This is a genomic window from Shimia abyssi, assembly GCF_003014475.1.
Lineage (GTDB): Bacteria > Pseudomonadota > Alphaproteobacteria > Rhodobacterales > Rhodobacteraceae > Shimia > Shimia abyssi.
On record NZ_PYGJ01000006.1, the window covers coordinates 80,422 to 100,491 of the forward strand.

General features: G+C 55.0%; 23 protein-coding genes and 1 tRNA gene. 11 read left to right on the forward strand and 13 right to left on the reverse strand.

From position 1 onward, the window contains the following. Positions 1-4 precede the first annotated feature (4 nt). The 3 genes from CLV88_RS11605 to CLV88_RS11615 all read right to left on the reverse strand — a co-directional run bounded on the left by CLV88_RS11605 (position 5) and on the right by CLV88_RS11615 (position 2,822). Positions 5-703 carry a FadR/GntR family transcriptional regulator gene (locus tag CLV88_RS11605; protein WP_106608567.1) on the reverse strand — a complete coding sequence of 233 codons (699 nt, stop codon included), beginning with the start codon at positions 701-703 and terminating at the stop codon, positions 5-7. Continuing rightward, complete coding sequence (locus CLV88_RS11610) at positions 700-1,869, reverse strand: mandelate racemase/muconate lactonizing enzyme family protein (RefSeq protein ID WP_106608568.1); 1,170 nt, start codon at positions 1,867-1,869, stop codon at positions 700-702. The genes CLV88_RS11605 and CLV88_RS11610 overlap by 4 nt, the downstream gene beginning before the upstream one ends. Before the next feature lie 65 nt (positions 1,870-1,934). Next, positions 1,935-2,822, reverse strand: a complete 888-nt coding sequence (locus CLV88_RS11615; protein WP_106608569.1) for a sugar phosphate isomerase/epimerase family protein — start codon at positions 2,820-2,822, stop codon at positions 1,935-1,937. A gap of 290 nt (positions 2,823-3,112) precedes the next feature. Here CLV88_RS11615 and CLV88_RS11620 point away from each other — a divergent pair, with 290 nt between their 5' ends. From CLV88_RS11620 to CLV88_RS11635, 4 genes are read left to right on the forward strand one after another with little or no spacing between them, the layout of a single operon-like run. Continuing rightward, positions 3,113-3,979 (forward strand): sugar phosphate isomerase/epimerase family protein, encoded by an 867-nt coding sequence (locus tag CLV88_RS11620; RefSeq protein ID WP_106608570.1) that lies wholly within the window; start codon positions 3,113-3,115, stop codon positions 3,977-3,979. A 13-nt stretch (positions 3,980-3,992) separates the two neighbouring features. After that, complete coding sequence (locus CLV88_RS11625) at positions 3,993-5,048, forward strand: sugar phosphate isomerase/epimerase family protein (protein WP_106608571.1); 1,056 nt, start codon at positions 3,993-3,995, stop codon at positions 5,046-5,048. A gap of 52 nt (positions 5,049-5,100) precedes the next feature. Further along, entirely contained in the window at positions 5,101-6,222 is a 1,122-nt protein-coding gene (locus CLV88_RS11630) for a Gfo/Idh/MocA family protein (protein ID WP_106608572.1), read from the forward strand. Further along, complete coding sequence (locus tag CLV88_RS11635; RefSeq protein ID WP_106608573.1) at positions 6,222-7,022, forward strand: SDR family NAD(P)-dependent oxidoreductase; 801 nt, start codon at positions 6,222-6,224, stop codon at positions 7,020-7,022. The genes CLV88_RS11630 and CLV88_RS11635 overlap by 1 nt, the downstream gene beginning before the upstream one ends. Positions 7,023-7,212: 190 nt before the next feature. On the opposite strand, the gene CLV88_RS11640 is transcribed toward CLV88_RS11635, so the two are convergent. Beyond that, a complete protein-coding gene (locus tag CLV88_RS11640; RefSeq protein ID WP_106608574.1) occupies positions 7,213-8,085 on the reverse strand; it encodes a LysR substrate-binding domain-containing protein in 873 nt (290 codons plus the stop codon). Between the two features lie 123 nt (positions 8,086-8,208). Between CLV88_RS11640 and CLV88_RS11645 the strand changes: the two genes are divergently transcribed. Next, the gene (locus CLV88_RS11645; protein WP_106608575.1) at positions 8,209-8,916 is read left to right on the forward strand and encodes an SDR family oxidoreductase; all 708 of its coding nucleotides are present in this window, start codon (positions 8,209-8,211) and stop codon (positions 8,914-8,916) included. A gap of 295 nt (positions 8,917-9,211) precedes the next feature. On the opposite strand, the gene CLV88_RS11650 is transcribed toward CLV88_RS11645, so the two are convergent. From CLV88_RS11650 to CLV88_RS11685, 8 genes are read right to left on the reverse strand one after another with little or no spacing between them, the layout of a single operon-like run. Continuing rightward, positions 9,212-9,844 (reverse strand): NAD(P)H-dependent oxidoreductase, encoded by a 633-nt coding sequence (locus tag CLV88_RS11650; protein ID WP_106608576.1) that lies wholly within the window; start codon positions 9,842-9,844, stop codon positions 9,212-9,214. Then, on the reverse strand, positions 9,841-10,239 hold the full coding sequence (locus CLV88_RS11655) for a hypothetical protein (RefSeq protein ID WP_106608577.1): 399 nt from the start codon (positions 10,237-10,239) through the stop codon (positions 9,841-9,843). The genes CLV88_RS11650 and CLV88_RS11655 overlap by 4 nt, the downstream gene beginning before the upstream one ends. 5 nt (positions 10,240-10,244) lie before the next feature. Continuing rightward, positions 10,245-10,901, reverse strand: coding sequence for an SDR family NAD(P)-dependent oxidoreductase (locus CLV88_RS11660; protein ID WP_243403645.1), 657 nt, complete (start codon positions 10,899-10,901; stop codon positions 10,245-10,247). A 10-nt stretch (positions 10,902-10,911) separates the two neighbouring features. Beyond that, the gene (locus tag CLV88_RS11665) at positions 10,912-11,283 is read right to left on the reverse strand and encodes a nuclear transport factor 2 family protein (protein ID WP_106608578.1); all 372 of its coding nucleotides are present in this window, start codon (positions 11,281-11,283) and stop codon (positions 10,912-10,914) included. A 20-nt stretch (positions 11,284-11,303) separates the two neighbouring features. Beyond that, positions 11,304-11,846 carry a nuclear transport factor 2 family protein gene (locus tag CLV88_RS11670; RefSeq protein ID WP_106608579.1) on the reverse strand — a complete coding sequence of 181 codons (543 nt, stop codon included), beginning with the start codon at positions 11,844-11,846 and terminating at the stop codon, positions 11,304-11,306. A 17-nt stretch (positions 11,847-11,863) separates the two neighbouring features. Further along, entirely contained in the window at positions 11,864-12,307 is a 444-nt protein-coding gene (locus CLV88_RS11675; protein ID WP_106608580.1) for a nuclear transport factor 2 family protein, read from the reverse strand. A 54-nt stretch (positions 12,308-12,361) separates the two neighbouring features. Further along, on the reverse strand, positions 12,362-13,267 hold the full coding sequence (locus CLV88_RS11680; RefSeq protein ID WP_106608581.1) for an SDR family NAD(P)-dependent oxidoreductase: 906 nt from the start codon (positions 13,265-13,267) through the stop codon (positions 12,362-12,364). 55 nt (positions 13,268-13,322) lie between these two features. Then, entirely contained in the window at positions 13,323-14,228 is a 906-nt protein-coding gene (locus tag CLV88_RS11685; RefSeq protein WP_106608582.1) for an alpha/beta hydrolase, read from the reverse strand. A 130-nt stretch (positions 14,229-14,358) separates the two neighbouring features. Between CLV88_RS11685 and CLV88_RS11690 the strand changes: the two genes are divergently transcribed. Next, the gene (locus CLV88_RS11690; RefSeq protein WP_106608583.1) at positions 14,359-15,255 is read left to right on the forward strand and encodes a LysR family transcriptional regulator; all 897 of its coding nucleotides are present in this window, start codon (positions 14,359-14,361) and stop codon (positions 15,253-15,255) included. Positions 15,256-15,468: 213 nt separating this feature from the next. Here the strand turns inward: CLV88_RS11690 and CLV88_RS11695 are convergent. After that, positions 15,469-15,558: transfer RNA gene (locus CLV88_RS11695), tRNA-Ser, on the reverse strand. Positions 15,559-15,665: 107 nt separating this feature from the next. Between CLV88_RS11695 and CLV88_RS11700 the strand changes: the two genes are divergently transcribed. From CLV88_RS11700 to CLV88_RS11720, 5 genes are all read left to right on the forward strand, one after another. Next, entirely contained in the window at positions 15,666-16,529 is an 864-nt protein-coding gene (locus tag CLV88_RS11700) for a DUF2059 domain-containing protein (RefSeq protein WP_106608584.1), read from the forward strand. A 145-nt stretch (positions 16,530-16,674) separates the two neighbouring features. Further along, positions 16,675-18,213 (forward strand): phospholipase D family protein, encoded by a 1,539-nt coding sequence (locus tag CLV88_RS11705; protein WP_106608585.1) that lies wholly within the window; start codon positions 16,675-16,677, stop codon positions 18,211-18,213. 227 nt (positions 18,214-18,440) lie between these two features. Then, a complete protein-coding gene (locus CLV88_RS11710; RefSeq protein ID WP_106608586.1) occupies positions 18,441-19,085 on the forward strand; it encodes a 50S ribosomal protein L21 in 645 nt (214 codons plus the stop codon). Positions 19,086-19,111: 26 nt separating this feature from the next. After that, positions 19,112-19,381 carry a 50S ribosomal protein L27 gene (rpmA, locus tag CLV88_RS11715; RefSeq protein ID WP_106608587.1) on the forward strand — a complete coding sequence of 90 codons (270 nt, stop codon included), beginning with the start codon at positions 19,112-19,114 and terminating at the stop codon, positions 19,379-19,381. Between the two features lie 92 nt (positions 19,382-19,473). Next, complete coding sequence (locus tag CLV88_RS11720) at positions 19,474-20,067, forward strand: LysE family translocator (RefSeq protein WP_106608588.1); 594 nt, start codon at positions 19,474-19,476, stop codon at positions 20,065-20,067. Positions 20,068-20,070 lie beyond the last annotated feature (3 nt).

A 20,070-nucleotide genomic window follows, 5' to 3' on the forward strand; every position in this document is an offset into this window, starting at 1 on the left:
CCGCTCAGCCCTGTTCCTGCGAGCTCTCCAAAATCTCGCTCCAGTAACTGGCGGCTCCGCGCAAGTGAGAGTTCATCAAAGCTTTGGACAACCGCGCGTCGCGCGCAACCAACGCATCAAAGATCTGACAGTGATCCATATGAGATTTCTGGCTGCGTTCAACCGTGTTGAAATACAGCTTCAAGCGTTGTTCGCTCAGCGCGTAAAACGACGTGCAAATCTTGAGAAACACCGAGTTTTGCGTCGCGCGCACGATCTCGAGGTGAAATTCGTGATCTAGCTCTTCAAGCCCCTCACCGACAGCAATCTTGGCCTCTGAGCGCGACAGGATATCGCGGATCCGCTCAAAGTTTTCATCCGTCGCCCGCTCTGCCGCCATTTCTGCGGCTGATGTTTCGTGGATACGGCGCACTTCCACCGCTTCAAAAATCTGCTGCGGCTCCAGTGCGATCCCGGCGCGGGCGTAAAACGCCATGGTTTCGAGCCCCCAGTTCTCTGGCTGAAGGTAGATCCCCGATTTAGCGCGTCGCTCGATAACCTGCATGGCCTCAAGAATGGCAAGCGCTTCGCGTACCTGCCCGCGACTTACTGAAAAATGCTCGGCCAACTCACGCTCAGAAGGTGCCTTCCCACCGGATTCCTTGGCCGCTGAAAAAAGGTATACCGCAAGAGCGGGAAGAAATGTTTTTTCCTGAAGCGTCATCCCTGAACCGCAAAATCCTTTATGGTCTTGTCACTGATACTCAAACCCAAGCCGGGAGTTTCCGGTATTTGGATCATTCCGTCACTTACCGCAACCGTTTCCTCAGCCAGATCATGGATCATTGGATTAGCGCCCAGCGAGTATTCGACGGTGAAGCTGGCCGGGCTGGCCGCGCAAATATGCAAGCCTGCAAAAAAGCACGGCGCGCCCGCCCATAAGTGCGGCGCAAACCCAAGGTTGAATGTGCTTGCAAGTGTGCCAATGCGCATACATTCCGTGATGCCACCGGCATAGCCCGGATCGGGCTGGAATATGTCTACCGCGCGCAGTGTTGCTAGATCCCGGAAATCAAACCGGGTTGCCTCGGATTCACCTGCGGCAATTGGGATCCGGGTCGAAGCCCTGAGCTCGGCCATACCCTGTTTGTCGTCACCGCTAATAGGTTCCTCGAACCACGCCAGATCACAATCGCGCACCATTTCGGCAAAACGCCGCGCTGTGCCAACCGAGAATGTCCCATGTGCGTCGACCATTAGCTCAACATCAGGTCCAATTGCGCGTCGTGCCGCCTTAACCCGTTCCGCAGAGGCGTGCGGATTGGCATCCATCGCACCGACACGCATTTTGACGGCGCGAAACCCGCCTTTGTCGATGTAAGAGGTCAACTGTTCGCCAATATGCTCAGCACTTTCCCAACCACCAGAAGCATAGGCAGGCAGGCGGTCGGCCTTGCGTCCGCCCAACAGCTTCCAGACCGGTGCGCCTTGCGATTTTCCAAGGATATCCCAAAGCGCGATATCGATCGCGCTGATTGCCGCAACGCTCAAACCGCGACGCGCCAGATCGGGCATCGAATGCCCGTGCGCCTTTGCCTTATCCGCGCGCACGCCATTGTAAAGATCTTCCCAGATAAATGTCACATCTGCCGGATCACGACCTATGATTTTCGGCCCAAACTCGGTATTGATCATATGGACAAGCGTGCCGTAAAACCCGGCGCTTCCGGCGGCGTTTTTGCCTTCTCCCCAGCCGATCAACCCGTCATCGGTTTCGATCCGAACAATGGCGGCGTCAAAGGTGGTTAAGCGACCAAAGTCGCTCACATGTTGGCGCAGGGTTTCAATCGGAAACTGGATCCACCAGGCCTGAACAGATTTGACACGCATATTTTTCCTTTCGCCCCAGCGCTTTGGGAGAGAAAGCGCCGGGGGTCTTATCCGCTGAAAGAGCGTTACTTCATCAACGGCAAAAGCGTTTCTGCGGTGATCCGCATCTGATCGGCATAGAATTTCTCTGAGAGCACGCTCGATCCGTGGTCTTCAATGAACTTGAGCTGTTCAGGCGAAATATCGACCGGATCGGTTTCGACCATATCGGGGTAGGGGGCCGCCGGGGTTCTGTCGACAGGCGCCACAAACTCGTTGGTCAATGCGCCGTCATATCCGACCTCTTTCAACGTTGCGACAATTTTGGGCCAATCCAGCGAGCCAAGACCAGCGGCGAACCGGTTATTGTCGGCAACGTGGAAATCAAACAGGCGATCTCCGGCCAGACGGATCGCATCATACATGTCTTCCTCTTCGATATTTAGATGGAAGGCATCCAGACACACGCCGCAATGCGGTGACACGGCATCTGCAAGGGCGAGCGCCTGCGCGCACCGATTGAAGAAATAGGTTTCAAACCGGTTCAAGGGTTCAATGGCGATTTTGACACCCTTGGCCCAGCCATGATCGAAGCATTCTTTGGTTGCCTCAACCATCCAGGCCCATTCTTCTTCGGGTGTGCCATCTGGTACCACCTTGCCGACAGTGGCGGGCACCAGCGTGATGATCTCTCCATCAAGATCAGACACCATGGTGATTACGTCCTTAACGTACTGGATCGACGCGGCGCGCTGGCCTTCGTCTCGCGCGGCCAGATTGCGCTCCTCCAGCATCAGCGTCACCGCCCCCCAACACCGCATCCCTGTGTCCTTGAGCAACGCCCGTGTGTCGCCCACATCATACTGCTCGGGCTCGCCCGAAATCTCGATGCTTTCGTATCCATATTGCTTGATCCGGCGCACGGTTGTTTCCAACGGCTCTGCCCGCATCCAGTTGTGTGTTGAAAGATGCATGTGCCCCTCCTCGGCAAACAAGCTGGCGTAACCCGATCCATTTCAGCGCTCGAATCCACCGGCAAACTGGTTAGACCAGATTGACGATAAGTTCCTATCGGGTCAAGCCCCGATGCAAAAAACGCCAAAACACCAAGTAATCTTACAGTTATGCAGCAAAATTCGAGGTGTTTCACCGTTGACGCGGGTAGCATGGATAGGTTTTTCGTGACATAAAGACGAACGCAGGATACTAATTGGTAATACCAGATTGCGTATTTTGCGAGATATGCATTTTAGGAGGGGATCCGTTGAAAATCGGAATGTGCATGTTCCTGTGGGCGACAAAAATCGATCCAACATTCGAGGCGTTGCTGCGCGACATACGCGATACGGGATTTGACGGGGTCGAAATTCCAGTGTTTGAAGGCGTGGAAAACGACTACAAAGATCTTGCGAATTTACTAGATGATATCGGTCTTGAGCGCACCGCCGTTACCGCGATTGGGGATCCGGCAATGAACTTGATTTCGCCCCAAAGGAGCGAGCGACAAGCAGGTGTCGATTACATGAAATGGGCGCTCGACAACACCGCAGCTCTTGGCGCGACCCAGGTCAGCGGGCCACTTCATTCCACTCTTGGGCATTTCACGGGAACCGGCCCGACGGCAACGGAATTTGCGTATTCGATCGAATGTCAGCGCGAGATTGGCGATCATGCCGCATCTTTGGGGATCACCGTTGGGCTTGAGGCGCTGAACCGGTTTGAATGCTATCTGGTGAACACAATGGATGCACTTTGTGCCCATCTGGATGAGATAAATCACCCAAGAATTTGCGCCATGTATGACACGTTTCACGCCAATATCGAGGAAGCCGATCCTATTGGTGCGCTTGTTCGCAATGCGGTTCATGTCTCTCACATTCATATTTCAGAAAACGACCGAGGCGTGCCGGGGCGCGGCAATATTCCATGGGATGAAACCTTCGCGGCCATACGCGACATCGGATATGATGGCTGGCTGACAATCGAGAGCTTTGGCCGTGGGCTACCAGATTTGGCCGCCGCGACCAAAGTCTGGCGCGATTTCGCCGAAAGCCCCGAAGACGTTTACCGCGAGGGGTTTCGCCATATCCGCACTTCTTTGGATGCGGTAGGACTGAAACAAAACACATAACTGGGAGATAAAGATGAAAACGATCAAGGGTCCGGCGCTGTTTCTAGCGCAGTTTGCGGGGGACGAAGCGCCATTTAACTCATGGGACAGCATTACAAAATGGGCGGCTGAGTGCGGTTACAAGGGGGTGCAGATCCCAAGCTGGGACGGGCGGATATTTGATTTGGAAAAGGCGGCCAGTTCTACCACCTATTGCGACGAAATCACCGGCGTCGCCCGAGAGAATGGCGTTGAGATCACCGAATTGTCGACCCACCTGCAAGGCCAGCTGGTCGCGGTACACCCGGCCTATGACGAGGCGTTTGACGGCTTTGCTGCCGAAGAGGTGCGCGGCAACCCAACGGCCCGTCAGGCGTGGGCAGTTGAGCAAGTCAAACTGGCACTAAGTGCCTCCAAAAACCTTGGCATCACAGAACATGCAACCTTTTCCGGTGCGCTGGCCTGGCCCTTTATCTACCCTTGGCCACAGCGGCCCGCCGGACTGATCGAAACCGCCTTTGACGAGTTGGCCAGCCGTTGGAAGCCAATCCTTGATCACGCCGAGGATATGGGTGTCGATGTATGCTATGAAATCCATCCAGGCGAAGACCTGCATGACGGTGTAACGTTTGAGATGTTCCTTGATCGTCTGGACGGTCATGCCCGTTGCAACATGCTCTACGATCCCAGCCACTATGTGCTGCAATGCCTTGATTATCTTGATAATATCGACATCTACAAAGACCGCATCAAAATGTTCCACGTCAAAGATGCAGAATTCAATCCAACCGGGCGGCAGGGCGTTTATTCGGGCTACCAATCATGGGTCGATCGGGCAGGGCGGTTCCGCTCGTTAGGCGATGGACAGGTCGATTTTGCCGCCGTCTTTTCGAAAATGGCCGCCAATGATTTTGATGGCTGGGCCGTGGTCGAATGGGAATGCTGTCTGAAACACCCAGAGGACGGGGCCAGAGAAGGTGCGCAGTTTGTCAACGATCACATTATTCGTGTCACCGAACGCGCGTTTGATGATTTTGCCGGCGGCGGCACCGACGAAGCAGCCAATCGCCGGATGCTTGGGATCAGCTGACTTAAGCTAGTATGAAGAAAACGGGGGGCGGCCCCCTACGGAGGAGAACGACATGGCACCAATCAGATTGGGCATGGTGGGCGGCGGCAATGACGCCTTTATCGGCGCGGTGCACCGCATCGCCGCACGCATTGATGGAGAATATCAACTGGTCGCTGGGGCCCTGTCATCCACGCCCGAAAAGGCCCAAGCCTCGGGCGTGGCGTTGGGGCTGGCCGCTGACCGGACATATGATGACTTTAAGGCCATGGCGATCCGCGAGGCGCGCCTTAAGGATGGGATCGAGGCCGTTTCGATTGTCACGCCAAACCACGTTCATTTTGCCGCCGCGCGCGAGTTCCTCAAGCGCGGCATTCATGTGATCTGCGACAAACCCCTAACGTCAACGCTGGCAGACGCGCGCAAGTTTGCAGCCGCCGTGGAAAAGTCCGATGCCAAGTTCATTCTGACCCACAACTACACTGGCTACCCTCTTGTGCGCCAAGCGCGCGAGATGGTGGCAGCGGGTGATCTGGGTGAACTACGCGTTGTGCAGGTCGAATACCCTCAGGATTGGCTGACCGAAGCCGCAGATGACGACAACAAACAGGCTGCTTGGCGCACAGACCCGACACGTTCGGGGGCGGGTGGTTCAACCGGGGATATCGGCACGCACGCGTTTAACCTTGCCTGTTTCATCACCCAACTGACCCCGGACAGTCTGGCAGCTGACATTCAGTCCTTTGTGTCTGGCCGCGCCCTTGATGATAATGCCCATGTCATGCTGCGCTTTGAGGGCGGCGCGCGCGGAATGCTGTGGTGCAGTCAGGTTGCACCAGGCAATGAAAACGGTTTGCGGATCAGGGTCTATGGCAGCAAGGGCGGCTTGGAATGGGCTCAGGAAAATCCAAACGTCATGGCCTTTACCCCGTTTGGCGAGCCGACCCGGTTGCTCACGCGCGGTGGGGCTGGCATGTCCAATAGTGTGGCGCACCTGACCCGCACCCCCGGTGGTCATCCCGAAGGCTATCTTGAGGGATTTGCCAACATTTACTCTGACGCCGCCGCGCTGATCCGTGGCACAGCCGACGGCAAGGACCTGCCCGGTATCACCGAAGGGCTTCAGGGTATGCATTTTGTCAACGCATGTGTCACGTCATCCGCGCGAAACGGCGCGTGGGTCAAACTGGGCTGATGCAGGATTGGGGGGGCACAAGCCGCCCAGAACCTGTGGCGGTTTTGCCAGATCTGGCCGGGAAATCGGTGTTTATCACCGGCGGTGGCTCAGGCATCGGCGCCGCATTGAGCGAGGGGTTCTTGCGACAAGGCGCCAAGGTCGCGTTTGTTCAGCGAACAGACGCGACGCCCTTTGTCGAAGAAATGGCCACCAAGCACGGCGAGCGTCCGCTCTTTATTCCCTGCGATATCACCGACACTGATGGTTTGCGCGACGCGATCGGGCAAGCGTCAGCGGCGCATGGAGAGATCGAGGTGCTGGTCAACAACGCCGCAAATGATAGCCGCCATGCCACCGAGGACGTGGACGAAGCATTCTGGAAATGGTCGAGTGACATCAATCTGAAGTCATATTTCTTTGCCTGTCAGGCAGTTATGCCTGCAATGCGCGCCGCTCGCGGTGGCGCGATCATAAATTTTTCGTCGGTGGCCTATATGATGGGACTGGGTGGATTTCCAATCTACACCGCATCAAACGCCGCAATCACCTCTCTCTCGCGCGGGTTTGCCCGAGAGCTGGGGACGCATGGAATTCGGGTAAACACCGTCGCGCCTGGCATGGTTATAACCCCGCGCCAACAAGAACTCTGGCTCACACCCGAAAGCGTGCAGGAACACCTTAAACAACAATGCATTCCCACCGCGCTGGTCCCGGAGGATATTGTTGGCAGCGTGCTGTTCCTTGCCTCTGATATGAGCCGCATGATCACCGGTCAGGTCATTATCGTCGACGGCGGCGTCGCGTTTTCAAATGCCTGAAACGAGCGAAAACAGTCTCAGCCACAAAAAGCTGTGAAGCCCTGCGGTAAGAACGTTCAATTACGTGACTTAAACGCGCAGATGCATTGCTTTTTCAAAAAAGGAAGTTGCGTTACGTCCGAAAAACAGTCTGCGAAATTGTGGCAGTCCGGGTCGCCAAAGCCAGGTTAACTGGCGATCCAATCCGAGATCAGCTCTGCTTCCGCAACCATTCTCCGACGATGGAAACCAAAAACGGATTGCGGGGCTCCCGAGGCGAGACAACATAAAACCCTTCGTTCGTTTCCAGAGAAAACGAAAATGGTTGGCACAACCGGTTTTCGCGCAAATCGTCGTCTACCAGCGCCGGATTGGTCAGCGCTACGCCTTGCCGCGCAATTGCCGCATCAATGGCCAACGACGTTTGGCTGAAGTTCATGGTTTTGATATCCGGCATCCGGGCATCGCCAAGAGCGGCCTCAAGAAACACAGGCCATTGGCCATGTGCGTCTTCCAACAGAATATGATGGCGCAAATCCTCTGGCGACCGGATCGGGTAGGGGCCCACCAGCAAATCGGGATGACAAACAACGATGATCCGGGTGTCGAATAACGCATCAGCAACAAGACCCGGCCCAAAAGGCGGCTTACCTTGCCGAATAGCAATGTCGATCCCGTCGTTCTGAAAGTTTGCCAAGGCGTTCGAGGCATCCAGCCGGATCCGTATATCTGGAAATTCAGCAGCGAAATCACCCAGGCGCGGCACCAGCCATCTTGTTGCAAACGATGGTGTTGCGCTTATCGTGACGACAGCATCTCTTGGCGCAAGGTTTTCGGTGGCCTCGGCTATCATGTCAAAGGCTCGGCGCAGTGGTGGCAGATAGCGCCGCCCTTCGTTGGTCAGAGACAGCCCTCGTGGCATCCTCTCGAATAGCTTGATTTTCAACATTTTTTCAAGGGATCGGACGTGTTGTGCGACGGCTCCTTGAGTGACCCCCAATTCTTCTGCTGCCAAACGAAAATTTAGATGCCGACCAGACGCCTCAAAGGCCTTCAATGAATTGAGAGGGGGTATGTCACGCATGAAATCTCCTTTTAGACTGTAGGAATTCTACACGTTAAAGACAGAATAACTGATTAGTCAAACCAACGACAATGTCCCATGTTGAAAGCAGACAAAACACTCGTGCATTTGAGGAAAACAAAAATGGCCGAACAAAAAGTTGCAATCATCATGGGCGGCGGTAGCGGAATGGGTGCCGATAGTGCCCGCCGTTTGGCCGCCGACGGTTTTAACGTGGCCATCCTGTCATCGTCTGGAAAAGGCGAAGCCTTGGCAAAAAAACTCGGCGGCATCGGTTTGACCGGCACCAACAAATCCAGCGAAGACATGCAAAGGTTGGTCGATGCGACCATGGAGAAATGGGGCCGCGTGGATGTGCTGGTCAATTCAGCTGGGCATGGCCCGCGCGCGCCTATTCTCGAGATAAGCGACGACGACTGGCATGAAGGCATGGAAGTCTATTTCTTGAATTCGGTGCGTGCCACCCGAATTGTAGCTCCTATCATGATTGAACAGAAATCCGGCACAATCATCAACATCTCAACCTTCGCCGCGTTTGAACCCGACCCGGTTTTTCCGACCTCGGGTGTGATGCGAGCGGGCCTTGCGGCCTATTCCAAACTGTTTGCGGACAAATACGCGGCCGACAATGTGCGCATGAATAACGTGTTGCCGGGTTTCATTAATAGCCTGCCTGAAAACCCTGATTTCATGGCGAAAATTCCAATGGAACGTTACGGAAAATCTTACGAGGAAATTGCGGCGACTGTCGCCTTTTTAGCCTCGGAAGGCGGTGCTTATATCACTGGCCAAAACATCCGTGTCGACGGCGGTATTACCCGCTCGGTCTGATCCAGCAACAGAGTTCCAAATGGCCAACCGATGAAACTCATCCTACAGTGCTTTTTCTCAAGAGATGGAGGATCACATGTGTTCTGCCATTCAATCACAGTGCCATAGTGACATCGGCGCGGTCACCATCAGCCCCAACCATCATTTGTGAAACAGTCTTTCACTGTCTCTTTTATGACCGTTTCACAAATGCGCGCTAACCAGACGCCCATTTGGAATGCGGTATTGGTTCGAAACAGTGGAAGGCGGCCATTCTCAAAATATTGCTGGAATGGCCGCAGTTCAAAAGAATATTCTACGTGGGGGCCGCGCTCGTCGACATGGTCAAGCTATTCTCAGCGGTTTTCGCGGCATCGCCTTCCAGCAACTTCAAAAGCCGCGCCTTTTTCACCCGCGGATCCAACTCTGGGTCGGTCAGGTGGGCCAACATTGCTGGAATGCTTTCCTCGATTTGCTCATCTGTCGCCAACGCCATACCATGAAAAACGAAGGGGCGCAGATAGACCATTCCGGTGAGATTGGCGGTCTGCTGGAACGGTTTCAGAAACTCATCCATCGAATAACTGTTATAGCCTCCGGCGTGATAGCTGTCCGCCGGGCCTCCGGTGGAAACAAGAATTAGAAACTCGTGCCCTTCTAGCGCGTCACCGCCAGGTCCATGTGCGAAGCCGTAGCTGAGCACCTGGTCCGTCCAGGCTTTTAATACGGCGGGTGCAGAGTACCAATAGAATGGAAACTGGAACACGATACGATCGTGCGCCAAAAGCAACGCTTGTTCCGCTTCAATATCAAAAAGCATCTCCGCCCCTCCAACGGCCGTGAGGTCGCGGGTGGTCACGCTATCAGCTTCAGACAGCGCGTTAAACCAAGTGCGGTTGATGCGTGAGTTGCCCAGATCAGTGTGGGCCGTCAGTACGAGGGTTTTCATTTGTCTGTGTCTTCGATCATTTGTGCGGTGTATTTTGTGATTAGGGGACGGCCATCGGCGCGGATGTCAAAGCACCAACGTTCGTGCACATTGGCTTGTATGGTGGCGCCATCATAGGTTTTGGCGCGAAAGAGAACGTTAAAGGAAGCTTCCCCGTCACCGACTTCTATGTCACTGACATGATGTTCCGTCGGCGCTTTCAAAGTCTGCAACACGCCAACGTACCAAGCGCGCACACGGTCATGACCAAAGAGTGAGCGATCCACATCCATCATGTCCCAGTCCACTTGGGGATGCAGGTCCGGCAGAAAGGCGTCAATCGGCTCCAACCGATCAAAACGAGAGAACCAATCCGCGATGAAAGCGCGGACGATCTGTTGATAAGTATCTGTCATGTGTACTACCAGTTGATGGGGTTACGGTCTCTGAAAAAGCCGCCAGTGGGCCCGGAGGCCGGAAGGGTGGCGAGCCAAATGGCGGTGTCCGCACCTTGGTCAGGCGAGCGGCTGGCCCCCATTCCGCCCATGCGGGTGCGTACCCATCCCGGGCACATCGCGTTGACTTTGACGCTGTTTGGAAGTGTCCGAGCGGTGGCCACCGTCAACGCATTCAACGCAGCCTTTGCAACGCCATATCCCGCCGGACCGGCCACTCCATCTGAAAATGCGCCCCAACCGGACGAAACATTCACGACCCGACCAAACCTCTGAGAGACCATATGAGGGGTCAGATGATGCATCAACAGATAGGGGCCATGCACCATGATGGCCATGCTGTCGGCAAAATCCTTCGGGTCGTTTAACAGGCTGCCGGAGCCAAGAATGACCGCATTATTCACGAGGATATCAACCGGCCCAGCCTGTTTCGCAGCTTGGGCAATGGATTGAGGGTCGGACAGGTCAAGTTCGACGGCGGTGGCACCAAGCTTGTTGGCGACCTTTTCACCAGCTGCCAAATCACGCGATCCAATCACCACATCATGGCCATGATCAACCAGTTTGCTGGCGATAGCCATGCCGATGCCGCGGTTGCCACCAGTCACAAGTGCACGTTTCATGATGGCCTCCTTAGTTTGCGTACTGTAGGGACATGGTGGTGATCTTGCCTTCGGCATCCCACCAATAAGAATAGTGAACCACCCAGCTCAGCCAATTCACCTCGGTCTTGGCATAGCCGCTATCGGATTCAAGAATCTTGCGATGGGCAAAATTCTCGCCCTGTGGAATTACCTCGCGCAGGGCCCAGGCGCGGATCGCGTCCTGACCATTGAACGTCCGCGAAACATCGATCATCTCGGCATCTTGCGTAAAACACGCCATATACGCGTCGATATCTTTGGCGTTGGTGCTGGATTCGTAACACGTAATGGCGGTCGGCAGATCCTCTGCAAGAACAGGCTGCGCAAGAATGGCCAGTGCAATAAGACTTTGTTTAAGCATGGGATCTACCTCTGACCGAATTAATTGCCGCCTGCGGCGACACGTTCTGTTGCGAGGGTTGGCAAGTTTTCGTTGCCAAGCTGGGCACGCAAGTTGGCCCGCATGAAGGTGATTTTCCAACCGTCGTCAGTTTTTACCAGCTCGTGCTGGTAGTCACCGATGAATACCCAGATATCCTCGCCTTCGTTTTCCAGAATATGTGTGGCATAAACATTGGCGGTCGTGGTGGCGACGTCGCCCTTAACCTGTACGCTTTCAGTGCCCATCAGATGGTGTGTGCGGTCATAGCCCGGTAAAACCGTCTGCCAAGCGCCTACAATTTGCTCCGGCAACAAGGTGGGCAGATCGGCAGAGGTTCCTGCCGACGCGTTGGCATAAGACGCATAGTCCAGAACGGCACCTTTGGGGTGAAATTGGTCTGCAACGGCCTCCCAGTTCAACTGGTCAGCGTAATAGCCCACATTGTTGATCGTGTTCAGAACCTGTTGCTCGTCAGAGATTTCAGCAACAGCGATGGAGGTTGTGCCAACAAAGAAAATGGCGGCAGTCAGATAGTTTTTCATTGCCAATTTCCTTAACTTCAGGTGGCGGCGCGCGATTGGGCAAGCGCAGGGAGTTCGGTGTTTCCGGTCAGAAATCTAAAATTGAAGGTGTTCGCAGACAGCTTCCATTCGCCGTCGTCGATCAGTCGCAAAACATAGTCACCATGCACTGTCCAAGTATCTCCATTTTCAACACCTGCGATAAAGTGGGTGGCAATAACCGTGGCCTTCACCTTTGCGGTGTTGCCAGTGATCTGGATATCGAGCGGACCAAGGTGGTGCTGGGTGGCATCGAACCCGGGCAAAACCGTGCGCCAGCCCGTCAGAATATCCGCTGGCGTCAATTCCGCGGCTGGCCCTGCGCCAAAGCTGGAATAGTCTAGGTGAAATGGACTGCTCATCAGCGCCTCAACGGCCTGCCAGTCGCGCCCGTCGACCGCCGAAAAGAAGCGCTGAACAGCGTTCGTGATTTCTTGTGTCATTATCATTCCTCAGGGTCGTTGCCCGGCCCTACGTTGGGGCCGGGCAGCCTACTATTAGGCCAGTTGGCCGCCTGTGGCGTCCAGATCCATGCCGTTGATGGCGCTGGCTTCGTCCGAGGCCAGGAACATCACGCCCACAGCCATTTCATGCGCGTCCATAATGCGTGGAGTGACGAAGTTGGGGGCCATTTGTTCGTAAGTTACGCCTTGATAAGAAAAGCTTTCTTCCAACATCGGCGTATCAACCGCGAGAGGTGAAATCGAGTTGACGCGGATGTTGTCTTTGGCCGAGACTTTTGCCGCTGCTTTGGTCAGGCCACGCACCGCGTGCTTGGAGGCACTGTAGTGGCCAGTAAAGCCAAAGCCACGATGGGCAGCAACCGAAGCCATATTCACGATCGAGCCGCCACCTTGCTTTTTCATCTGTGGCAACGCGTATTTCATACCGTAAAAGACACCTTCGACATTGGTGGCCATCATGTCCTGAAAGTTTTCAACCGAGATGTCTTCTACCAATGCCGGGGTCATGAAAATACCGGCGTTATTGAACAGCACGTCCAGCTTTCCACCCTGTTCAACTACAGCATTTATGAAACGCTCGACCTGCGCGGCTTCACGTACGTCAGTCACCATCCAGGTGACGTCGCCACCCTTGGCGCGGATCGCAGATTCAACTTCCTTACCCAGTGCATCGCGACGTGCGGTGATGAACACTTTTGCGCCTTCCATAGCAAACGCCTCGGCGGTTGCTTTTCCGATACCCGAGTTGCCGCCAGTGATCGCCACAACTTTGCCGGAAAAACGGCCGTTTGGGTTTGCCTGACCAGAAAGTTCGGTGTCAGATGTGTTAGCAGTGGCGGCACCCGCGGCGACAGCGGAAGCCAGGGCCAAGCCACCTCCGGTCAAAAAGGCGCGGCGGTTGGTGGTGTCTGGTGCGCTGTCGTTGAAGTCTTTTGTCATGTCATAGTCCTTTTCTGGGTGGGTGTTTTTTTGACCCCACCGGATGGTTGAAAAATTACGCGTTCAAGATGCCGGCTACAGCGTCGACAGCCGTGGTCACGGCATCTTTGCGGTCGTAGAAATCGAACTGGGTCACGTCGTCGCCCAGCCAAAGTTTTTCAAGCGGCGCTTTGGTGCGGGCTTCGTAAGCTGTGGCACCGGCGAGCAATGCGATTGAGGGCGAACCCACCATCAGCATTGGCTTGGACAAACGGTCCGCGCTGGCCTGAGAATCATAAGTCAACCAAGGCTTCCACGACGCAACCGAGAACTTGTTGTCATAAGCTGGGATCAGACCCCGATCTTCTTCGGTGTAGTAGGGCGCCTGATACATAACGCTGTTCTCATCGGTCGCCGAGGCGCCCAGCAACACGGTGTCCGCTGCGTCTTTGGCTTCCGAAGCTGCGATCAGGCTCGCGGCCATTTCTGGTCCACCATAAATGCCTTCGGCCATTGCCGCGTCGTGCAACCAAGGAGCCACAAGAGCAACTTTCTGCATTTTGTCATTGTCAGCCACGGCATCGGCCATATAGCCCGACGATGCGCAGACGCCCAGCCCAGAGATGCGAGCGCTATCGACTTCGTCCAGAGAGTTGAGGAAGTCCGCAGCCGCGTGAATGTCGGAGGTTTTCACAACCGGATCTTCAACATAACGGGGTGCGCCACCGCTTTCGCCCCATCCGGTAAAGTCAAAGGCCAGCGCGGCAAAGCCATGGGCGGCCAATTCGCGGGCATATGTACCTGCCATCTGTTCTTTTACTGTGGTCCAGGCACCGGTAACGATCACCGCAGGCAACGCGCCTTCGGATGTCTCTGGGGTGTAAAGAGTGCGCTTCAGCGTGTTTCCGTTGTTTTCAAAGGAAACAGAACGGCTGACAACGCCCTTACGGCTTGGGATATTTTGCAGAGAAATGATGGTCATAAGTTGGTCCTTTATGAACAGGCGATACTGTGATGAGACACATTTAGTTCATTCGTCAAATTGTGATAATTGACCCTTTCTCCACTACTTTCATTTATGATATCGAATAATAAACAAATCGGGATCTACCATGCGATTGCCATTAGCCACGCTTGAAGTGTTCACCGCCATCGCGCGTCATGGCAGCCTTCGCGCTGCGGCTGATGTACTGGGGGTCAAGCCATCCACTGTCAGTCAACAGTTGAAATCCCTAGAAGATCAGCTCGGCACTGCCTTGTTCATCCGCACGACAAGGTCAGTTAGCCTGACCGAAGCAGGGCGCGCATTGATCCGGGGTGCCGGCCCCGCTTTTGATCAGCTTGGCGAAGCCGTACAAAGCGCGCGCACGACCGGGCACGCGGCGCGAGGCACCCTGAAACTGGCGTTGCCGGAATTTGTCTACCACTTGTTTGTCGGCCCGGTTTTTAAGAAATTTTGCGCCGCTTACCCCGAAATCGAGGTGGAACTGTCGCTCACTGACGCTCTGTCGGATATTCTGGGAGAGGAGCTTCACGCCGGTTTTCGGTTGGGCGATCGCATAGCACAGGATATGGTCGCTGTCCGATTGACCCAGCCGCTCCCTCTTTCCGTCGTGGGAAGTCCTGAGTATTTCGCGATTCACGGCACGCCTCAAAGCCCTAAGGATCTGTTGAACCACAATTGTATTCGCTACCGGTTCCAATCATCAGGTCGTATCGCTCCTTGGGATTTTGAAGCGGCAGGCGGGGGATTTACTGTCGATGTAAAAGGCACATTGGTGACCAATACGCTACCTTCCTCCGTCGATCTCGCTAAACAGGGCTTGGGGCTGATCCAAACTTTTCAGGGGTATGTCGCGCAAGAAATCCAAGCAGGAACTCTGGTTCCAATCCTTGAAAAACAATTGGGCGCGACCCCTGGTATCTTTTTTTACTTTCCGCGCGAATACCGTTCCATGATGCCGCTTAGATTGTTCATGGAGCACCTACAGAACAGCAGAATTGGATAGGAAAACTATCTTGCCTATTGTTAGCTAACGAAAGGCTTTTCCAAACTGATTAAGCCCTGTCGAAAGAGGCTTTTGCCGCTACAGTCATGCTTGCAAAGGCGGAAATTGAATATTTCTTAACGGAACAGGACACGCAGCGCATTTAAGTAGCGCATCTATCGCTAAGGACACTGTGAACTTCCGTGCAAAATGTCTGCTGATCGCGGGGTAATGTGGCGGAGAGACAGGGATTCGAACCCTGGGTCCCCGTGAAGGGACAACGGTTTTCGAGACCGCCCCGTTCGACCACTCCGGCACCTCTCCGTCCGCATAAACCATGGTCATGGTGAGGGCGTCGTTTAATGGGGTTTGATAGGGGGCGCAAGAGTGTTTTGCATTGTTTTGCGCCCGAAAGTGATTAGCTTGGTCTCATGCGTATGATTTCTTTTTCCAAACTCGGCGCACAGGCGCTTTTCCCCGCTCTGACGGCCAGTCTGATGGCCCTTTTTCTGAGCTTTTTGACAACACAAGCGCGGGCGGCTGATCGCGAACAGGTTGAGGCTTTTCTACAAGTCACCGGTTTTGACGTTGCCATCGACTCGATTGCCACAACCGCCACCGCAGCGCCCAATATGCTCGGGCTTGAAGAAGGTGACTTTGGTAGCCAGTGGACCTTGCTGGCCCGTTCCGTTTTTGACCCCGAATTCATGAGAGACCGGGCCACCGATATTCTTGAGGCAACTCTGGAAGAGGATTTACTGGCCCATGCCGCGGCTTTCTACGCCTCGGATCTCGGGCAGCGATTGGTCGAGGTCGAAAATGCCGCCCATTTAGCTGATGACGAAGAAAAATACACCGAAGGCGCGCGGCTCATTGCAGAAATGCAGGCCAACGACGATCCGCGCATTGACCTTTTCAAACGTATGAGTACCGCAATTGACCCTCAGAATGTCGGCCTTCAGGCGATGACAGAAATTCAGGTGCGTTTCATTCTGGCAGCATCTTATGCCGGCGTGGTCAGCCTTTCGGTGGACGAGCAGGGGCTACGTGCCGCCTTGGCCGAAAATGCCGACGAAGTGGCAGAACAGGCCGAGATTTCGTCTCTGGAAAATGCTGCTTACACCTATCAGGATTTCTCGCTTGATGAACTAATCGCCTACACCGAGGCGCTTGAACACCCGGACATGATGACAGTTTATGAACTGATGAATGCCGTGCATTTTGAGGTGATGTCGAACCGGTTTGAGGCGCTTGCGCTGCGAATGGGACAGGTCCAGCCAGAGCAGGAACTCTGATGGACGACCCCTCTATTTCTGGCGTCCGCACTCCGATTACGCGCCGCGGTGTCAATTGAGATCTACTTGATCAAAACGAGCCGCTTGAAACCCCTGATCTTTCTGACAGAGTGTCTTGCAACCAAAACAAGGTAATGGAGGCGATATGCGCTTTGTCAGATGGACCATCTTTCTGGTTCTGCTTGGTACCGCCGCCATTTTCAGCGCGCGCCTGATCTATCCGTTACCCGAACAGAATTTTGCAACCGAAGGCCGGGCATTGCCGCCCGATTGGGATGGCCCGCTTGGACAAACCATCAAACCCGCGCTTGAAACACATTCGGGGCTGGATGGGGTGCACCCATTGGGCAACGGGCGCCTGGCTTTTGCCGCACGGGCCATATTGGCGCGGCAGGCGGTTTCGTCCATCGATGCGCAATATTACATCTGGCAGGATGATGTCACCGGCTTGATGCTATTGGAAGAGTTGCGCGCAGCCGCCGAACGTGGCGTGCGTGTACGCCTTTTGGTGGACGATAACGGCATTCCCGGCATGGATGATGTGATCGCCGAGCTGGATGCAATGGCCGCCGCTGAAGTGCGGATATTTAATCCATTTACATTGCGTTCCCCAAAACTCCTGTCTTACGCCTTTGATTTTCCGCGCCTCAATCGGAGGATGCATAATAAGTCCATGACAGTCGACGGTGTGGCCACCATTGTCGGTGGGCGCAACATCGGTGACATCTATTTCGACTATGGTGCAGGCACGCATTACCTTGATGTCGACACCATCGCGATAGGCCCCATAGTGACCGAGGTGTCCGGCTCATTTGACAGTTATTGGAACAGCGGATCGGCATATGACGCGGCGTTGATTCTGCCAGCAGCAACGAGCGAAACCATAAAACAGCGCGCAGACGCGGCTCGTAACAGCGCCTTGGGGGCCGGGTACCAAAAAGCCATCGAGCAGAACGAGATTGTCGAACAGATTGCAGCGCGCAACATGACCTTTGAATGGAGCGATGTTCAGCTCTTGGTCGATGATCCCGCCTTGGGCTTGGGCCAGGCCGACGATGCAGACCTTATGGGCACCCAACTTGCTGCGCTTGCCACACAGGCCGAAGTGTCGCTGGATATCGTGTCGGCATACTTCATTCCGGGGCAGGGTGGGCGCGACATTCTCGAGGGTCTTGCGCGGTCTGGTGTGAAAACGCGCGTTTTGACCAACTCGATGGATGCCACCGACGTTATGCCGGTGCACGCAGCTTATGCACGCTATCGTCCTGGTCTGCTTGAAAGCGGAGTTGAACTGCTGGAACTACGCGCCCTGCGCGAAGAGCACAAAACCCGCAGCCTGCCCGAAGTGCTGGCCGGGTCGGCCTCTGGCTTGCACGCCAAGGTCTTTGGCATCGACGGCAAACGTGTACTGATTGGTTCTTACAACCTCGACCCGCGCTCGGCACGACTCAACACCGAAATGGGCCTTCTGATCGAAAGCCCGACATTGGCACAGTCACTGGCCGCGCAGTTAGATAAGCCCGGATTTGCCTATCGTGTGACGATTAACAATGGCTCCATGATCTGGACCGAATACCAACCCGACGGCACCACAATTCAGTTCGACCAAGACCCCCACACCAGCCTGCTGCAACGCACCCTTGCGGCAATTGTGCGCTTGTTGCCGGTAGAGTGGATGCTATAAACCGGGTGCAGTCAATTTCACGCTGCGAATGACGCGACTACCTCTTGACTTCCCCCTAAATCCAACCGATAAGCGCGCATCTCGGCGTGGGGCATGTGCTTTGCGCCGTGTTTTGTTGTAACACAGCCCGAAAAGGGCGCGCTGTTCGAGGTGGCCATGATTGCAAAATCTGGCCGAAACACCCGCAAGGGGGCCACAGAACGCGGTAAGATCAAAGGAAAGAGGACATGTTCGCAGTCCTGAAGACCGGCGGCAAACAGTACAAGGTACAGGCAGGTGATATCCTGCGTGTCGAACGACTGGCTGCAGACGCTGGCGAAAAAGTTCAATTTAACGACGTTCTGATGCTGGGCGGTGAGAGCACCGTTGTTGGCGCTCCGTTCGTCGAAGGTGCCGGCGTACAGGCCGACGTGATCGACCAGATCAAAGGCGAAAAGCTGATCAAGTTTGTCAAACGTCGTCGTAAGCACAGCTCCAAGCGTACCGTTGGTCACCGTCAGAAACTGACTCTGATCAAAATCACCGACATTCTGGCCTCTGGCGCGGATGCATCCGGTGTCAAAGCTGCGATCGGCTCTGGCTCGGTTTCGGGCGCTGCTGTAGAAGCTGCTGCTCCTGCCAAGAAAGCCGCACCAAAGAAAGCTGCGAAGGCTGATACAGCCGAAGCACCTGCTGGCGCGGATGATCTGAAAAAGCTGTCGGGCGTTGGCCCTGCACTTGAGAAGAAACTGCTGGCGGCTGGCGTGACATCGTTTGCCCAGATCGCTGCCTGGACCGAAGCCGATATTGCTGATTTCGACGAAAAACTGTCGTTCAAAGGCCGTATCGAGCGTGAAGGCTGGGTTGAGCAAGCCAAGGAACTGGCCAACTAAGGCCCCGAGATTAGGAGAACAACGATATGGCACATAAAAAAGCTGGTGGTAGTTCCCGTAACGGTCGCGACTCCGCAGGTCGCCGCCTTGGCGTGAAAAAATACGGTGGCGAAAACGTCATCTCCGGCAACATCATCCTGCGTCAGCGCGGCACAAAAATGTGGCCGGGCGAAGGCGTTGGCATGGGCAAAGATCACACCATCTTTGCAACCGTTGACGGCAACGTAAAGTTCCACAAAGGCCTCAAGGGCCGTACCTTTATTTCGGTTCTCCCAGTGGCGGAGGCCGCTGAGTAAGCCGACCTTAAAGGTTTTCGAACAAAAGGGGGATCGGCAGCAAGCCGGTCCCTCTTTCTTTTTTCATTGAACACAATTTAGCGAGACATGCCATGAGCGTCGCCATTGTCAGTTTTAGCGTCTTCGCGGCGAGCCAGGTGGGCACACCCGGCCCGGCGAACATGGCGTTGCTGGCAACGGGGGCCCGGTTTGGGTTTCGCGCAGCATTGCCGTTTGTGGCTGGCGTTGCGCTTGGCAAACAACTGGTGATCTGGCCCGTTGGCTATGGCTTAATGAGCCTTGCCGACACTGTTCCGGGTCTATTTGAGGCCCTGAAATGGGCCTCTGCGCTCTATATCTGCTGGCTGGCCTGGAAGGTCGCGAACCTTCGCCTTGATCCTGCCGGGGCTACTGTGGAAACCGCGCCGGGTTTTGTCGCCGGTCTTTGGGTGCATCCGCTAAACCCCAAGGCGTGGGCGATGATTGTCACGGGTTTTACCAATTTTGTGAGTCCGGAAACACCCACCTTGCAGGCAACGGCAACAATCGCCATCTGTTTGCTGGCCTGCCAAACGCTATTTCACCCGATCTGGACCCTTGCCGGTGACCGGATCGCCCGCCTTGTCGCAGGACGTCCTGCGGAACGATATTTAATGAGAACTCTGGCCGCGTTAACCGTGGCTTCGGTTCTTTATGTTGTGTTTTGAGGA